Below are 14,944 nucleotides of genomic sequence, written 5' to 3' on the forward strand. Positions count from 1 at the left end.
AGACGCCTGGGCGATGCATGGGGCCATTTATCTGACGAGCACAGGCAACCGTGTCAGGAAGTCACCCAGCGTCAGCACGATCATGATCGTGAGCCAGGCCACGCCGAAGCAGGCCGCGAAGTGAATGGCCGGCTTGCTTCGGCGTAGTTTCATGAAGAAGAACACCACGATGGCCGCCTTGGCCGCGGCGATGCCTGGGCCGGCCACGGTATTCCACGTGCCCAGGTGGATGCGCGACACGACGATGCTGAGCAGCAAGAGCAGCGCGAGCGAGGCCAGCGCGGCGACGTGCGCGAGCAGCGACGGCGGCCTTTCGCTCATGCGCGGCCCACCTGGTAATACAGCGGGAACACGAAGATCCACACGATGTCCACGAGGTGCCAGTAGAGGGCGGATGTCTCCAGCGGCGTATGGTATTCGGGTCCGAACTCAGCCCGGTGCGTGCGAACCGCCATGATGAGCAGCAACACCACGCCAATACCGACGTGCAGTCCGTGGAAGCCGGTCGTGACGTAATAGAGGAAAAAGAAAAGGCGCTCCTGCGCGGCGAGGCCGCCGACTTCTTCGTAGCGGATGCCCGGGATCACGGCCGCCTTGTAATCGTCGTAGTACTCGAGGCCATGAATCGCGAGGAACGCCAGGCCGAGCACGGCAGTACCGCAGAGCAGCGCCGCGGCCAGACGCCTTCCGCCAAGCTGCACGTCGCGAACGGCAAGGGCTACGGTGAAACTGCTGGTGAGCAGCACTGCGGTTTCGATGCCGCCCAGCGTGAGGTCGGTGTGGCGGCTGGCGGACGCGAAGGCATCGGGCCAGAGCACGCGGCAGACGGTGTATGCCGCGAACAGCACGCCGAAGAACAGCACTTCGGTGGACAGGAACGCCCACATGCCTAGCGTTGCCGCGTCGCGCTGCTGGGCGGCGTCGTCGAATTGCTCGGCGGTGTGGGTGGCGTGAGCGTTCATGGGTGCGTGTACGCGTAGGGCCCTTCGGTCACGACGGGCGGCTCCTCGAAATTGTGCGTCGGCGGAGGCGAAGAGGTTGTCCATTCCAGGCCCTCGGCGCCCCACGGGTCATTCCCCGCGCGCTCGCCGAAACGCAGCGACCAGAGGAAGTACCCGATCGGCAGGAGGTACGACGCCGCGAGCAGCACCGCCCCGGCTGAGGACAGCACGTTCAGCAGGCCGTACTCGGCAGGATACTGGTGATAGCGCCTCGGCATGCCTTCCGCGCCGGCGAGGAACTGGGGAAAGAAGGTGAGGTTGAAGCCGAGGAACATGAGGATGGCCGCGAACCGCGCCCAGGCTTCCGAAAACATGCGGCCGGTGATCTTGGGCCACCAGAAGTGGATGCCACCGAGGTAGGCCATCACCGAGCCGCCGACCATGATGTAGTGGAAGTGGGCCACCACGAAGTAGGTGTCGGTGAGGTTCACATCGAGCGCTGTCGCCGCAAGGAAAAGCCCGGTAAGGCCGCCGAGCATGAACAGGCCGACGAAGCCGAGGGCGTAGATCATGGGTGCGCCGAAGGCGATGTCGCCCTTGTAGAGGGTGGCCGTCCAGTTGAACACCTTGATGGCCGATGGCACGGCGATGATGAAGCTCAGGATCGAGAAAACGATGCTCGCGTACATCGACTGCCCGGCCACGAACATGTGGTGGCCCCACACCAGGAACCCGATGACCGCGATGCCGATGATCGAATAGACCATAAAGCGGTAGCCGAAGATCCTGCGCCGTACGCCGGCCGTGATCAACTCGCTGACGACGCCCATGGCCGGAAGCACCATGATGTACACCGCGGGGTGCGAGTAGAACCAGAAAAAGTGTTGGAACAGCAACGGATCGCCACCCAGTGCCGGATCGAAGATGCCCACGCCGAGCAGGCGTTCCGCCGCGATCAGGGCCAGGGTCATGGCCAGCACCGGCGTCGCCAGCAGCATGACCAGCGACACCCCGTACATCGACCACACGAAAAGCGGCAGGCGGAACCACGTCATGCCGGTGGTGCGCATGGTGTGGATCGTGACGATGAAGTTGAGTCCGGTAAGGATGGACGAGAAGCCGACGATAAAGACGCCCACCACGGTCAACATCACGTTCGAGTTCGAGAACATCGTGGAGAACGGCGTGTAGAAGGTCCATCCGGTATCCACGCCGCCGAGAAGGAGGCAGGCCACGGTGAAGATGCCGCCCGCCATGTACAGGTACCAGCTGAAGAGGTTGAGGCGGGGGAACGCGACATCGCGCGCGCCGATCATGAGGGGCAGGAGGAAGTTGCCGAGGGTGGTCGGAATCGACGGGATCAGGAAGAACCAGACCATCACCACGCCGTGGAAGGTGAAGGTCTTGTTGTATGTGTCCGCGCTCATCACATCGCCCGCGGGCGTGGCCAGTTCCAGCCGGATCAGCGCGGCCGCGATACCGCCGAGGAAAAAGAAGAACGTGATGGAGACCGCATAGAGAATCGCGATGCGCTTGTGGTCGTGCGTCACCAGCCAGGACCGGAGCGTGTTGCCGTCCGTGAGGTAACTGGGTGCGGCGTGTTCAGCGGGAAGCATGCGGGGTCTCCCGGTCCGTGCCACGGACCTTGAGGTAGGCGACGAGCGCGAGGATGTCGGCTTCGTCGATGCGGTCCTTGTAACTGGGCATCACGGGCGCGTAGCCGGCGGCGACCTCGCTTCCCGGCAAGGTGATGGCGTCGTGCAGGTAGCGCTCGTCGGCCAGCACCTGCCGGCCGTCCGCCAGGGGTACGGTGCTGCCGTAGAGGCCATCCAGCCGCGGAGCGTGCACCGACGAGCCGGCGTCGTGGCAACCGGCGCAGCCGTAACGGGTGAAAAGGGCGCGGCCCTGCTCGGCCAGCGACCCGCCGGCGTGGCTCGCGAGCCACCTGGCGTGTTCCGGCGGCGTCTGCACGACGGCCACGCCGCCCATGCGCGAGTGGTCGGTGCCGCAGTACTCGGCGCAGAAAAGGTCGTAGGTGCCGGGCCGGGTCGGCGTGAACCACATCTGGGTATAGCGGCCGGGCAGCACGTCCTGCTTCACGCGGAACGCGGGTATGGAAACGTCGTGGATCACGTCTTGAGAGATCATGACCAGCCGCACGGGCTGTCCGGTGGCGAGGTGCAACGTGTCGATCTCGCGCTGGCCGTCGGGATGTTCGAATTCCCACATCCATTGCTTTCCGACGACATGGATCGTCGTGGCATCGCCCGGCGGTGTGCGCATGTCGATCCAGAGGCGGATGCTCCATACGAAGATGCCGACGAACAGCGCGAAGGGAATGAGGGTCCAGGTCAGTTCGATACCGAGGTCGCGATGCGATTCCCCGCTGCGGTCCACGTTCCTGCCACGGCGGAAGCGTATGGCGAACACCAGCATCGTGGTGAACACGGCCACGACGACAAGGGCCGACAGGCCAAGCATCGCGTAGAACAGACCGTCGATTCGCGGGGCGAATCCGGACGCTTCGGGCAGGAAGGTCATGGCGTCCTCCGGCGCAGCCACAGGGCACCGAGGGCCATGGCGAGCAGGAAGGCGCAGCCCAGCGCGATCATGATGCGCGACACGAGCAGGCTGTAACGCCCGGTGGAAGGGTCGTAGCCGCAACACAGAAGCACCAGGCGGTCGATGACGGTCCCGAGGCGCCCCTTCGACGCATCGATCAGCGCGAGCCTCAGGGCGTGCGTGTCGTAATCCACGCCGAAGAAGTACTGCGTCACGCGTCCGTCCGGCGATACGATGACGATGCCGGCGGGATGCACGTATTGCCCGTCGCGTGGGTCCTTGAAGTACCGGAATCCGGTGGCGCGAGTGAGCGCCGCGACCGACTTCGGTCCGGCCGTCGTCCAGTGCCAATCCTTCGCGTGCCCACGCGGCGACATGCGTACGAGCATCTCGCGGGCTTCCCGCGCATCGTCTGTCGTTTCTTCCGTCGCGATGCTCACGAAGGTCACGGCGTAGTCGTGGCCGGCGCGCAACGGCAGAGCGGCCGCGGCCGAGGCGATGGCGTGCAGGGTGAGGTCGCAGAGATTGGGGCATCGGTAGTAACCGAATGCCAGGAGCAGCGGCTTGCCGTTCGTGATGGCCGCGAGCGAAGTCGCGCGGCCGTTCGCATCGGTCAGCGGTGCGTTCATCGGCACCGCTGCGCCGATGTGCTGCTCGAAACCGGCACGTGCATCGAGGTCTGGCGGCGGTGGGACGCCGGCATGCACCTGCGCGCAGGCGAAGACAGCGAGTACCGCGAGGAGGGCGACGGCGCGCAGGCGCCTTTCGCGGCCGGGGCCACTTCCTATGTTCTCGATCGCGAGCCATCCGTTCACGGCGTCTGTCTCCCTTCCTTGGCCATCAGCTGCATGGCTCGCTCCACCGGAATCCTTGCGATGCCATGCTCGCGATCCACCCAGCCCCACTGGTCCGCGTTCCTCTGCTCGCGGCGGAAGCGCTCCAGATCGCTCCGTGGTTGCGCCTGCAGGTTGGGCTCGCCCGGTCGATGCGCGGGCAGGGGCGCCGTAACCCACATCCGCCAGAGGAAGAAACAGACGACGAGCACGATCGCTGTCGACCCTGCGAGGATCGCCGCGATCCGTGCCAGGCGGCCGCTAGCCAGGTTCTGCGCCTCGTGGTTCATGGCATCACCATCCAGGCCACGTGACAGGCTTGGCCCAGGACGACGGAAGCCGCGGCCGCTCGTAGCACTCTGGGCATCGCCTTCGCGCGCTGCGTGAGGAGCAGCACGAAGGGAACGATCCCTTGCGCCGTGATCGCCGCGAGCGCGAGCGTGGCGGGGAGACCTTCGGTACGCGGCAGGTACCAGGCCGTTTCATAGGGAAGGTCGGCCATCCACGCCGTGAGGTAGTCGATACCGACGAGGTATAACCACCCAAGGCATATTGCGAAGAGCAGCGACGACTGATCGCGCCGCGTGCGCTCTTGAGCAGCCGGCGACCCGAGGGGCATGCGCATGAGCAGCGGCACGGCAAGTCCCAGTGACAACTGGCCGACCGCAACGACAAGCCCCATCGCCGACGAACGCCATTCGGGCGTGAGCGACACGATCCAGTCGGTCGCGAAGATGCCGCACGTGAAAAGCCACACGATCAGGCTCGCGGCCGCCGCCCGGGGTATCAGCCACCACGCCAGGGACCATGCGAGGAAGCAGCCAACGGTGCGCCAGACGAGGAATGCGTGGCTGAAATACCAAAGCCGTGCTTCTTCCACCGGCTCGTCTATCCATGGGAAAAGGTGGTGGCCGTCCAACAGCAGCGGTACCGCGGCGAGCGCCGCCAGAGGCAGCAGGGAGCACAAGCGCTTCCACCGGCTCGTGAGGTCGTCGCCCCAGGCGCCTCCGGTCAAACGATGGATGGCCTGCCAGGCGATGCCGCCGACGCTTGCACCGGTGAGCAACAACCACGCCGCAAGATAAGCGTGCAGGATCATCGGCGGCCCCCGGCATCGGAAAGATCGCGCAGTCGCGCAAGATCTTCGGGCTCGAGACGATCCACCGGCGCATGGCGGCTGAACTGCAACACGCGGATATAAGCGACGATCGCTTGCCTGTCGGCGGGCGAGACTCGGTCCGCGTACGGATACATGACGCCCCAGCCATGGGTAATGACATCGTAGATGTGGCGGTCGTCGGCATCGCGCAGTCGCTGCTCGTGGTAGCTGGGCGGCCGCGGAAAGCCCCGCCTCACCACCATGCCGTCCCCGTCGCCGCCCGCACCATGGCACGGGGCGCAGTAGATGGTGTAGCGGTCGCGCCCGCGCTCGAGCAAGGCTTCCGTGAGGGGCGGTGGCGCCGGCATCGCCTCCGGTCCCGTCGTGGCCACGCTGCCGTCGGGCGGGGTGCGGGCGGCGACCCCGTTGGCAAACAGCGGCGCTTCGTCACCCCGCTCGTAGCGTGGCTGGTCGTACATCTGGTGCATGCCGCGCTCGCATCCCGCCAGCAGGCAGAGCGACGCAAGGAGCATGTGCCCTCTCATGCAGGCACCTCCGCGTGGCGCATCGGTTCGAGGCCAGCGACGTCCTCGGCGACCCTGTGAGAATCCCAGCGAGGATCGTCGGCGCGGATCAGCAGGAGGAATCCGTCACGGCTGGCTTCCTCGAACCACTCGACATTGAATTCCGGTCGGTAGAGTGCGGGCAGGCGGCTGCTCGCGAGATAGGCCACGTATCCCGCGAGCACGGCCAGGAGGATCGTCACCTCGATCGCCGACGGCACGAAGGCTGGCCAGCTCGCGACGGGCCGGCCGCCGACGTTCAACGGGTAGTCGACGGTGGCCGCGTAGTACTGGAGCCACAGCATGCCAACGCCGCCGATGAGTCCCCCCAACAGGGCCGCGAGGGGAATGTGCCCGGGCGGTGGCCCGAGCTTTTCCACCAGTCCTTCCACGGCATAGGGCGAGAAGGCTTCGAGGCGGGTATAGCCGAGCGCATGTAGCGCGTCGACCGCCGCCGCGAGCGCATGCGCATCGCGCACCTGCAGGAGGCGTCCGTACACGCTCATGGCCGGTTGTCCACGCGCTCGGCCGCATGCCTACGCAACTCGGCGATCGACAGCACCGGCACCACGCGCACGAAGAGGAGGAACAACAGCGCGAACAGGCCGATCGAGCCGGCAAGGAAGGCGGCGTCCCAAAGGGTGGGATAGAACATGCCCCAGCTCGAAGGAAGGAAATCGCGGTAAAGGCTGGTGACGATGAGCATGAAGCGCTCCAGCCACATGCCGATCAGCACCAGCAGGGAGATGACAGCCAGCGCGGCCGGATTCGTGCGTACGCGCGACCACCATAGCGCCTGTATCGAGAGGCTGTTGCATGCGATGGTGGCCCAGAACAGCCACGCGTATGCACCTTGCTGGCGATGCCGCTGCATCGCCACCTCGTAGGGATCGCCGCCGTAATAGGCCGTGAAGATCTCCGCGACGTAGCCGTAGGTCACTACCCAGCCCACGGCGAGCATCATCTTCGCCAGCTTGTCCAGGTGCTCGTCGGTGATGAACCCGTGCAGCGCATAGGCGCGGCGCAGGAGCACGGCCAGCAGGATGACCATGGCGGCACCCGAGAACAGCGCGCCGGCCACGAAGAACGGGGGGAAGATCGTCGAGTGCCAGCCCGGCAGCAGTCCCTCGGAAAAATCCAGCGCCACCATGCTGTGCACCGAGAACACGAGTGGCACGGCCAGGCCCGCAAGGATCCTTGCCAGCGTGGCATGCCGCTCCCATTCCAACGCTTCGCCGCGCCAGCCGATGGCGAGCACGCCATAGATCAGCTGCCGGCCATGCGACCTCGCGCGATCGCGAACGGCGGCGAAGTCCGGCACGAGCCCGACGTAGAAATAGATCACCGAAACGATCACGTACGCACCGATGGCGAAGAAATCCCACACCAGTGCGCTGCGCCACTGCGGCCAGAGCCCCATGCGGTCGGGATAAGGCGCCAGCCAGTAGGCGAACCAGGGACGGCCCAGGTGCAGCACCGGGAAGATGCCGGAGACCGCCAGGGCGAACACCGTCATGGCCTCGGCGAACCGGTTGAGCGCCGAGCGCCATCCTTGCCGCGTGAGGTACAGGGCCGCCGAGATGAAGGTTCCGGCCATGCCGATGCCGATCCACCAGACATAGTTGGCGATGGCGAAGCCCCACGCCACCGGCATCGTGATGCCCCAGATACCCACGCCACGTGCCAGCAAGACGACGATGGCAGCTACGAGCAAGGCTGTAAGCAACGAAGCGATACCGGTCGCGATCTTCCACATGCGACCGCTGGGGCGCGCCAATACGAGCGCCGTCACGAGGTCGGTCACCTCCGCCGGCGTGGCGCCATGCGCGGGTTCGCGATCGCTCATGCGTCCCTCCACGCGGGGTTCGGATTTCTCAAGGCGCCGAGGTAGGCAGTGCGCGGCCGTGTGTTCAGTTCTTCGAGCAATACGTAGCGGCGCGGCGAACGATGCGCCCTGGCCACGTCACTGGCGTCGTCGCCCAGGTCGCCGAATACGATGGCGCGCGTGGGGCAGGCGTCCTGGCAGGCCGTCGTCACCTCGCCGGTGCCGATGCGCCGCCCCTCGCGATCGGCGTCGATGTGGGCGCGCTCGATGCGCTGCACGCAGTAGGTGCATTTCTCCATGACGCCACGGGACCGCACGGTGACCTCGGGATTGCGCATGGCCTTGAGGCTTTCGCTGGCCAGGTCGGCGTATTGCAGGAAGTTGAAGCGGCGCACCTTGTAGGGGCAATTGTTGGAGCAGAAGCGCGTACCGACGCAGCGGTTGTACACCTGAAGATTCAGGCCCTCGCTGTCGTGCACCGTCGCCTCGACGGGACAAACGACTTCGCAGGGGGCATGTTCGCAGTGCATGCAGGGCACCGGCTGGTGGTACGTGCGTGGCGCGGCAGCCGGGCCTTCGTGATAGCGGTCCACGCGTATCCAGTGCATGCGCCGCCCGCGCGCCACTTCTTCCTTGCCCACTACAGGGATGTTGTTCTCTGCCTGGCAGGCGATCGTGCAGGCATTGCAGCCGATGCAGGCATTGAGGTCGATGCCCATTCCCCAGCGGTACTCGCCGCGTGGCGCATCGGGATAGAAACTTGCCGGAGTCTTGTCACTCCCGTGCGGCGGATGCGCCGGCGTGCCTGCACGCACGATGTCGCGGCGGCCCATGTCCTGGTGGGTCTGCGTCCAGGCGAGCGTCGTTCGCCGGCCGAGCGGGGTCAGCTCCACACTGTGGACGTGCCAGGTGTCGTCACGTTCCCGCAACGCGTATGCGTCATAGCCGAGTCCGTCGGCGATACCGCTGCGCCGTCCGTAACCGAAGGTGACGGTGATGCTGTTGGCGGCCTGTCCCGGCACGACGAGCACGGGTGCCTCCACGTGGCGCCCGTCGATGGCGAGGCGAACCATGTCGCCGTCGCGGAGGCGGCGTTGTTCGGCAAGAGCAGGGGAGATCCAGGCGGCGTTGCCCCAGGTGAGCGACGTGACCGGGCGCGGCAGTTCCTGGAGCCACGCGTTGCCCGCGTGGCGTCCGTCCCACAGGAATTCGTCGGGGCGGAATACCAGTTCCAACGCATCCTTCCCTGTAGGAGCCGCCATGGCGGCGAGGGGCGTGGAACCGGGGCGAGATTTCCTCGCCGCCATGGCGGCTCCTACAGCGTCTGCGGGCCGTGCAACCACGCCGTCGCGCAGGGCCGCTGTCCAGGCTTCGTCGTCGAGGTCCGGCCACGTCGCACGCACACGCTTCAGCGGATCGTCCGTCATGGCTCCCGTGAGCAGGTCGAGCACGTCATGCACGGAACGGGCGTCCGCAAGAGGGGCGAGCACGGGCTGGACGATGCTCGCCACGCCATCCAACGTGCGCAGGTCGGACCACGTTTCGAAGGGGTGGAGTGCGGGAAGATGCCAATGCGCGGCTTCCGCGGTTTCGTCGCGATAGCGTCCCAGATGCACCGACCGCGGCACGGTGCGCATGGCATCCGCGAAACCGGGTGCCGTGTACACAGGGTTGGTTTCCAGGAGCACCAGGGTTTCGACGTGGCCGGCACGCATGTCTTCGAGAAGTTCGCCAAGGGGCCGGCCCGTGTCGTGGCTCGGCACATCGTGGATCGTCGTTCCCTCGTTGCCGAGCACGGCGTTCATGGCCCGAACGAGGTCGTGCACTGCGGACGGCTGGAATGGGCCCGCCAGAACGAGCGACGCGCCTGCATTCGTGTGCAGGTCCTCGGCGATCGTGGCGATCCGTTCGCGGGTGAGGGCATCGAGATCCGGCACATCGGCAGGCACGCCGAGAGCGGATGCCAGGCCGGCGGCGATCGCAGGCAGCGCGCTGGCTGCAACGGGCCATGCGTGATCGGCGTTCCGGCCCGTGAGGGATGGCGCGGGTTCGATCGCGTAAAGGCGTGGCATCGCGTTCGTGTCGCCGCGCATGGCCGCGAAGTCGCGCGCGTGGCGTACGTGGCCCGGAAAACCGCCGAGCGGATCCGCATCCAAGGCCACGATAGTCCGGGCCTTCGACAGGTCCGGCCAGACATCGGCCGGCCGGCCCCGCAACGGATCGTGCACGTGCCAGCGGGCCGCCGGATAGCGTGCAAGGAGCGCATCGCGCTGACGCGCGAGAGTGGGTGACACGACGGCACCGCTCAGGATACGCAGGCCTTCGCCGCGTTCGCCGAACTGCCTTCGCAGCGCCGCTGCGTCGTCTTCGAAGGCGGCCCAGCTCGATGGCGTGCCATTGCGGCGCGGTGCATCGGAGCGCGCCGGGTCCCACAGATCCAGCACTGCCGCCTGCATGCATGCGTCGCTGCCGCCGAGCGTGGCCGGGTGGCGCGGATTGCCGTCGACTTTCACCGGGCGTCCATCTTGCAGCGTTACGACGACCCCTACCACGTCGGCGCCCGTCGCCATGGCCGTGGCGTAACGCGCCGAACGCGGAGCCGTGCGGCCGTTGCGCCCTACCTGCGGAACGATGTGCTCGGGTGGCGGGCCCGAACAGGCCGCCAGGCCCGCGAAGGCGAGCGACGCGCCGAGCAGGCGCAGGAATCCCCGGCGGTCGAGAGCGGGCTCCAGCTCGGCAAGCGACGGCCACGCCGCAGCCAGAAGGCCGCGGCCGGCCGGATCTGCCGCAAGTTCGTCGAGCGCGCGCCAGAACCTGGGCGAACCGGGCGGCGGCAACGCGTCGCGCAAGGCGGCCTCCGGCTTCATCGGTGACATACCGAACAGTCCGTGAGGCGGCGCCGATCGATGCGATAGGCATCCACGAGGTGCATGCCGAGCGTGTCGTCGCTGCCGGGCTCGCGGTCGTCCATGGCGAACACTTCGTCGCGCGCTCGCACGAAGCGTTCCGGGTGGCGATGACAATCCAGGCACCACTCCATCGACAGCGGCGCGACCCGGCGCATCAATGGCATGCGGTCCACGCGCCCGTGGCACGACACGCAGCCAACGCCCTTCGCCACGTGGATGGAATGATCGAAATAGACGAAACCGGGAAGATCGTGCACACGCTTCCAGTGCAGGGGTATCCCGGTCCGCCAACTCTCGACGAGCGGTGCGAGCGGGGGCTGATCCGTAAAAAGTTGCGAATGGCAGGTCATGCACGTCGAGATCGGCGGCATGCTGGCAAAGGCATCGGTCTCCACGCTGGCATGGCAATAGCGGCAGTCGATGCCTACCTCGCCCACGTGGTGCTGGTGGCTGAAAGGTACCGGCTGTTCCACGGCCTCGTTTTCGCTGTCCGGTTCGGCGGTGACGCTACGCCAGGCGAACACCGCGGCCGCGATGGCCACCGCGAGTCCCAGCATCGCCAGCTTCGCGTAGAGCCCGGAACGCGGGTGGAATATCTGTGCCATCTCCCTCGGGTCCCGGCGTAACGTGTTCACGCTAGTGGTGTTCCCGTGCGCGCTTCGTGAAGTCTCGCAACGCGCGTCTTACACACGACGTGGCCGCCGGGGCGCCCAGGCTTCGCGTTGGAATGATCGAAGGAGGGCGTCATGTCCGCGCCATCGCACACCATCGTCGTCGACGGTGTTCCCCGTCTCGTTCGCGAAGGCGAACGCCTCGTCGATGCCCTCGTCCGTCACGGTATCGAGGTGCCTCGCGTCTGCTACAGCGAAGCGCTGGGGCCCATTCGAACATGCGACACGTGCTGGGTGGAAGTGGACGGCGAACTGGTGCGGAGTTGCGAGCATCCCGCGACGGGCGGGACGACGGTCGAGACGGAAGGCGCCCGGTCGCTCGCGGCGCGCGAGGAGGGCATGGACCGGCTGCTGGCCAAGCACGAGCTTTACTGCACGGTCTGCGAGCACAATCTGGGCGACTGCACGCTGCACAACACTGTTGCCGCGATGGACATGCCCATCCAGCGCTATCCCTTCGTGCGCAAACCCTACGCGAAAGACACCAGCAACCCGTTCTACACGTACGATCCCGACCAGTGCATCCTCTGCGGCCGCTGCGTCGAGGCGTGCCAGAACGTCGAGGTCAACGAAACCCTGAGCATCGACTACACGGCGGAACATCCGCGCGTGTTGTGGGACGGCGGCCGGCCCATCGACCATTCCAGCTGCGTGTCCTGTGGCCACTGCGTCACGGTGTGCCCCTGCAACGCGCTCATGGAAAAGACCATGCGGCCGGACGCAGGCCCGTTCACCGCCATGGAAGAACGCGTCAAGCGCCCGCTGATCGACCTGGTGAAAGCGCTGGAAAACACCACCGGCGCGCGACCGGTGACGGCGCTTTCCGAGATCGATGCCGCCATGCGGCAGGCCGAGATCCGTCGTACCAAGACCGTGTGCACGTATTGCGGCGTGGGCTGCTCGTTCGAGATGGTGACAAGGGACCGGCACATCCTGAAAGTGCAGCCGGTGGCCGATGCGCCGGCCAATGGCATTTCCACCTGTGTGAAGGGCAAGTTCGGCTGGGATTTCGTGAACAGTCCCGACCGCCTTACCCATCCCTTGATCCGGGAGAACGGCGCCTTCCGCGAGGCGACCTGGGACGAGGCGCTGGACCTCGTGGCGAACCGGCTTCGCGAAGTGCACGCGCAGCACGGACCGAAGGCGCTGGGGTTCATCGGATCGAGCAAGGCGAGCAACGAGGAAGCCTACCTGACGCAGAAGATCGCCCGGCTGATCTTCGGGACCAACAGCGTGGACAACTCGTCCCGCTATTGCCAGAACCCCGCCACCATGGGGCTCTTCCGCACCGTGGGGTATGGCGGCGACGCAGGGTCGATCAAGGATATCGAGAAGGCCGACCTCGTGGTGCTGGTGGGATCGAACACCGCGGAATGTCATCCCGTGATCGCCTCGCGCATCAAGCGTTCGCACAAGCTGCACGGGCAGAAGCTGCTCGTCGTCGATCCACGGCGGCACGAGATGGCAGAGCGCGCCGACATGTACCTGCCGGTGAAGTCGAGCTCCGACCTGGTATGGGCAAGCGCGACGGCACGCTACATTCTGGACGAAGGCCTTGCCGACACGGCGTTCCTCGATCGACGGGTGAATGGACTGGACGAATATCGGCGCTCCCTGGAGCCCTTCACGATGGAACTGGCCGAGTCGGTGACCGGCGTGCCGCGCGAACGGCTGGTGGAAGCGGCGCGGATGCTCGCGGGAGCAGGCAGCGTGTGCCTTCTCTGGGCCATGGGCATCACCCAGCACACGCAGGGATCGGACACGAGCACGGCCCTGTCGAACCTGTTGCTGATCACGGGCAACTACGGACGCCCAGGGACCGGCGGCTATCCCATGCGCGGGCACAACAACGTGCAGGGAGCGAGCGATTTCGGGTGCCTGAAAGACGTTTATCCCGGCTACGAGAAGGTGACCGACGAGGCCATGCGCGCGAAGTGGGCGAAGGCATGGGGCGTCCCGGCGGAGCGGCTGTCGAACGAGCCGGGCCTGGACAACTTTGGCATGGTCGTGGAAGCGGGGAAGGGCAACGTCAAGGCGATGTGGGTCATCGGCGAGGAGACGGCCATATCCGATGCGGACACCGCGAACGTCGAGAAGGCTTTCTCAAGTATCGAGTTCTTCGTCGTGCAGGACATGTTCCTGGGCCGCACGGCGCAGTTCGCCGACGTGGTGCTGCCCGCCTGCCCGAGCGTGGAGAAAGAGGGCACCTTCACGAATACGGAGCGCCGGATCCAGCGCTTCCACCAGGTGATGCCGCCGCTGGGGCAGAGCCGGCCGGATTGGTGGATCTTGAACGAGGTGGCCAAACGTCTCGGATACAACTGGGGCTATAAGGGGCCGGCGGACGTGATGCACGAATGCGCGGGCATCGCGGAGATGTTCGCCGGCGTGACCTACGAGCGGCTGGAGGGATGGCAATCGCTGCAGTGGCCGGTGGCCGCCGACGGCAAGGACACGCCGCTCCTGTACACGGAGACGTTCAAGTTCCCCGACGGCAAGGCGAAGCTCTACCCATTGGAATGGAAGGCACCGGGCGAGGCGCCTGACGAGACCTTCGACCTCATGCTGGACAATGGTCGCCTGCTGGAGCACTTCCAGTCCCGCAATCAGACGGGGCGCGGTGGCCGCATCGACCACTTGTCGCCGGACTGGTTCGTCGAGATCGGTGCCGACCTCGCGCGCGAACGGGGCATCGAGGACGGCACCTGGCTCAAGGTGACATCGCGACGCGCCAGCATCGAAGTGCGTGCCGTGGTCACGGACCGGGTGCAGGGCAACACGCTGTTCCTTCCGATCCATCATTCCAAGCCCGGTGTGAACACCCTGACCGGCGAACACCACGATCCCGACGTGAACGCACCCGGGTACAAGGAACTGGCGGTGCGCATCGAGAAGCTGGCACGACCGAAAGGCGAGCCCGCCCTGCCTTATCGCAATTTCCGCTACGGGCGACGCACGCCGAATCACGGGCCGGATGCCGAGGCCAAGTGGCGGCAGCCGGAATACGATGAGCCGCCGCGACACATCGAGCATCCGGAGACGCTGTAATGGCCGAGCCCCTGGACTTCAAGCCCACACCCGTGCGCACCGATACGACGGCGCAGGAGGAATGGGAGAAACTGCTGGAAACACTCCATCGCCATGGCGTGTTGCGCTTGGCGAACGACCTCGTCGCGAGGAACCAGGACGTTGCTGCCATCGTGGTCAAGGGCCTGCAGACCGAAGGTGCGCGCAACGTCATGCAGAACGTGTCGGCTCTGGCGATGGTGCTGGGAAAGGTGCCGCCGGGGGCCGTGTACAAGTTTGCGGAAGCGGTCCGCGAAGCCGCGGCTGTTCTCGACGAGACCCGTCGCGGTGCCGACGACGCCGCGCCCGGTGTGCGCGGCGTCTATCGTTTGCTCAACGACGACGAACTCTGGCGGACGCTCACGCCGCTCGCCCGCGCCGTGGGCACCTTCGGCCGGGCAATGTCGCAGCCGGCACCGGAGAAGCCGATCGTCGCGCACAGCGGCAAGCCTAGCGATGCCTGAGATGACCGCGG

14 protein-coding genes are annotated in these 14,944 nt (G+C 66.3%); 2 read left to right on the forward strand and 12 right to left on the reverse strand.

Features of this window, described 5'->3' with window-relative positions; genetic code table 11:
* Positions 1-27 precede the first annotated feature (27 nt).
* From FHS47_RS08285 to FHS47_RS08340, 12 genes are read right to left on the reverse strand one after another with little or no spacing between them, the layout of a single operon-like run.
* Positions 28-321, reverse strand: coding sequence for a cytochrome C oxidase subunit IV family protein (locus tag FHS47_RS08285; protein ID WP_167025537.1), 294 nt, complete (start codon positions 319-321; stop codon positions 28-30).
* Positions 318-962, reverse strand: coding sequence for a cytochrome c oxidase subunit 3 family protein (locus tag FHS47_RS08290; protein ID WP_167025540.1), 645 nt, complete (start codon positions 960-962; stop codon positions 318-320). Before FHS47_RS08290 ends, FHS47_RS08285 begins: the two co-directional genes overlap by 4 nt.
* Positions 959-2,557 (reverse strand): cytochrome c oxidase subunit I, encoded by a 1,599-nt coding sequence (gene ctaD / locus FHS47_RS08295; RefSeq protein ID WP_167025543.1) that lies wholly within the window; start codon positions 2,555-2,557, stop codon positions 959-961. Before ctaD ends, FHS47_RS08290 begins: the two co-directional genes overlap by 4 nt.
* A complete protein-coding gene (gene coxB / locus FHS47_RS08300; RefSeq protein WP_167025546.1) occupies positions 2,544-3,482 on the reverse strand; it encodes a cytochrome c oxidase subunit II in 939 nt (312 codons plus the stop codon). Before coxB ends, ctaD begins: the two co-directional genes overlap by 14 nt.
* Positions 3,479-4,318, reverse strand: coding sequence for an SCO family protein (locus FHS47_RS08305; protein WP_167025549.1), 840 nt, complete (start codon positions 4,316-4,318; stop codon positions 3,479-3,481). Before FHS47_RS08305 ends, coxB begins: the two co-directional genes overlap by 4 nt.
* Positions 4,315-4,626 (reverse strand): hypothetical protein, encoded by a 312-nt coding sequence (locus FHS47_RS08310; protein ID WP_167025552.1) that lies wholly within the window; start codon positions 4,624-4,626, stop codon positions 4,315-4,317. The genes FHS47_RS08305 and FHS47_RS08310 overlap by 4 nt, the downstream gene beginning before the upstream one ends.
* Positions 4,623-5,435 (reverse strand): hypothetical protein, encoded by an 813-nt coding sequence (locus FHS47_RS08315; protein ID WP_167025554.1) that lies wholly within the window; start codon positions 5,433-5,435, stop codon positions 4,623-4,625. The genes FHS47_RS08310 and FHS47_RS08315 overlap by 4 nt, the downstream gene beginning before the upstream one ends.
* Complete coding sequence (locus tag FHS47_RS08320) at positions 5,432-5,968, reverse strand: cytochrome c (protein WP_208381862.1); 537 nt, start codon at positions 5,966-5,968, stop codon at positions 5,432-5,434. Before FHS47_RS08320 ends, FHS47_RS08315 begins: the two co-directional genes overlap by 4 nt.
* Positions 5,969-5,976: 8 nt before the next feature.
* Complete coding sequence (locus FHS47_RS08325) at positions 5,977-6,504, reverse strand: DUF3341 domain-containing protein (protein WP_167025559.1); 528 nt, start codon at positions 6,502-6,504, stop codon at positions 5,977-5,979.
* Complete coding sequence (gene nrfD, locus FHS47_RS08330; protein ID WP_167025562.1) at positions 6,501-7,844, reverse strand: NrfD/PsrC family molybdoenzyme membrane anchor subunit; 1,344 nt, start codon at positions 7,842-7,844, stop codon at positions 6,501-6,503. Before nrfD ends, FHS47_RS08325 begins: the two co-directional genes overlap by 4 nt.
* On the reverse strand, positions 7,841-10,699 hold the full coding sequence (locus FHS47_RS08335) for a TAT-variant-translocated molybdopterin oxidoreductase (protein WP_208381863.1): 2,859 nt from the start codon (positions 10,697-10,699) through the stop codon (positions 7,841-7,843). The genes nrfD and FHS47_RS08335 overlap by 4 nt, the downstream gene beginning before the upstream one ends.
* Positions 10,687-11,367 carry a cytochrome c3 family protein gene (locus tag FHS47_RS08340; protein WP_208381864.1) on the reverse strand — a complete coding sequence of 227 codons (681 nt, stop codon included), beginning with the start codon at positions 11,365-11,367 and terminating at the stop codon, positions 10,687-10,689. Before FHS47_RS08340 ends, FHS47_RS08335 begins: the two co-directional genes overlap by 13 nt.
* A gap of 111 nt (positions 11,368-11,478) precedes the next feature.
* On the opposite strand from FHS47_RS08340, the gene fdhF reads away from it, so the two are divergent.
* Positions 11,479-14,451, forward strand: a complete 2,973-nt coding sequence (gene fdhF, locus FHS47_RS08345) for a formate dehydrogenase subunit alpha (RefSeq protein ID WP_167025565.1) — start codon at positions 11,479-11,481, stop codon at positions 14,449-14,451.
* Positions 14,451-14,933, forward strand: coding sequence for a DUF1641 domain-containing protein (locus tag FHS47_RS08350; protein ID WP_167025568.1), 483 nt, complete (start codon positions 14,451-14,453; stop codon positions 14,931-14,933). Before fdhF ends, FHS47_RS08350 begins: the two co-directional genes overlap by 1 nt.
* Positions 14,934-14,944: the final 11 nt, after the last annotated feature.

Origin of the sequence: Luteibacter sp. SG786 (assembly GCF_011759605.1) — a bacterium.
Lineage (GTDB): Bacteria > Pseudomonadota > Gammaproteobacteria > Xanthomonadales > Rhodanobacteraceae > Luteibacter.

What these genes read in the sequence shown, in the direction of transcription:
- FHS47_RS08310 (WP_167025552.1), bottom strand. Translation starts at nt 4,626, where the DNA reads ATGAACCACGAGGCGCAGAACCTGGCTAGCGGCCGCCTGGCACGGATC.
- FHS47_RS08315 (WP_167025554.1), bottom strand. Translation starts at nt 5,435, where the DNA reads ATGATCCTGCACGCTTATCTTGCGGCGTGGTTGTTGCTCACCGGTGCA.
- FHS47_RS08285 (WP_167025537.1), bottom strand. Translation starts at nt 321, where the DNA reads ATGAGCGAAAGGCCGCCGTCGCTGCTCGCGCACGTCGCCGCGCTGGCC.
- FHS47_RS08350 (WP_167025568.1), top strand. Translation starts at nt 14,451, where the DNA reads ATGGCCGAGCCCCTGGACTTCAAGCCCACACCCGTGCGCACCGATACG.
- FHS47_RS08335 (WP_208381863.1), bottom strand. Translation starts at nt 10,699, where the DNA reads ATGTCACCGATGAAGCCGGAGGCCGCCTTGCGCGACGCGTTGCCGCCG.
- FHS47_RS08320 (WP_208381862.1), bottom strand. Translation starts at nt 5,968, where the DNA reads ATGCTCCTTGCGTCGCTCTGCCTGCTGGCGGGATGCGAGCGCGGCATG.
- ctaD (WP_167025543.1), bottom strand. Translation starts at nt 2,557, where the DNA reads ATGCTTCCCGCTGAACACGCCGCACCCAGTTACCTCACGGACGGCAAC.
- nrfD (WP_167025562.1), bottom strand. Translation starts at nt 7,844, where the DNA reads ATGAGCGATCGCGAACCCGCGCATGGCGCCACGCCGGCGGAGGTGACC.
- FHS47_RS08325 (WP_167025559.1), bottom strand. Translation starts at nt 6,504, where the DNA reads ATGAGCGTGTACGGACGCCTCCTGCAGGTGCGCGATGCGCATGCGCTC.
- coxB (WP_167025546.1), bottom strand. Translation starts at nt 3,482, where the DNA reads ATGACCTTCCTGCCCGAAGCGTCCGGATTCGCCCCGCGAATCGACGGT.
- fdhF (WP_167025565.1), top strand. Translation starts at nt 11,479, where the DNA reads ATGTCCGCGCCATCGCACACCATCGTCGTCGACGGTGTTCCCCGTCTC.
- FHS47_RS08290 (WP_167025540.1), bottom strand. Translation starts at nt 962, where the DNA reads ATGAACGCTCACGCCACCCACACCGCCGAGCAATTCGACGACGCCGCC.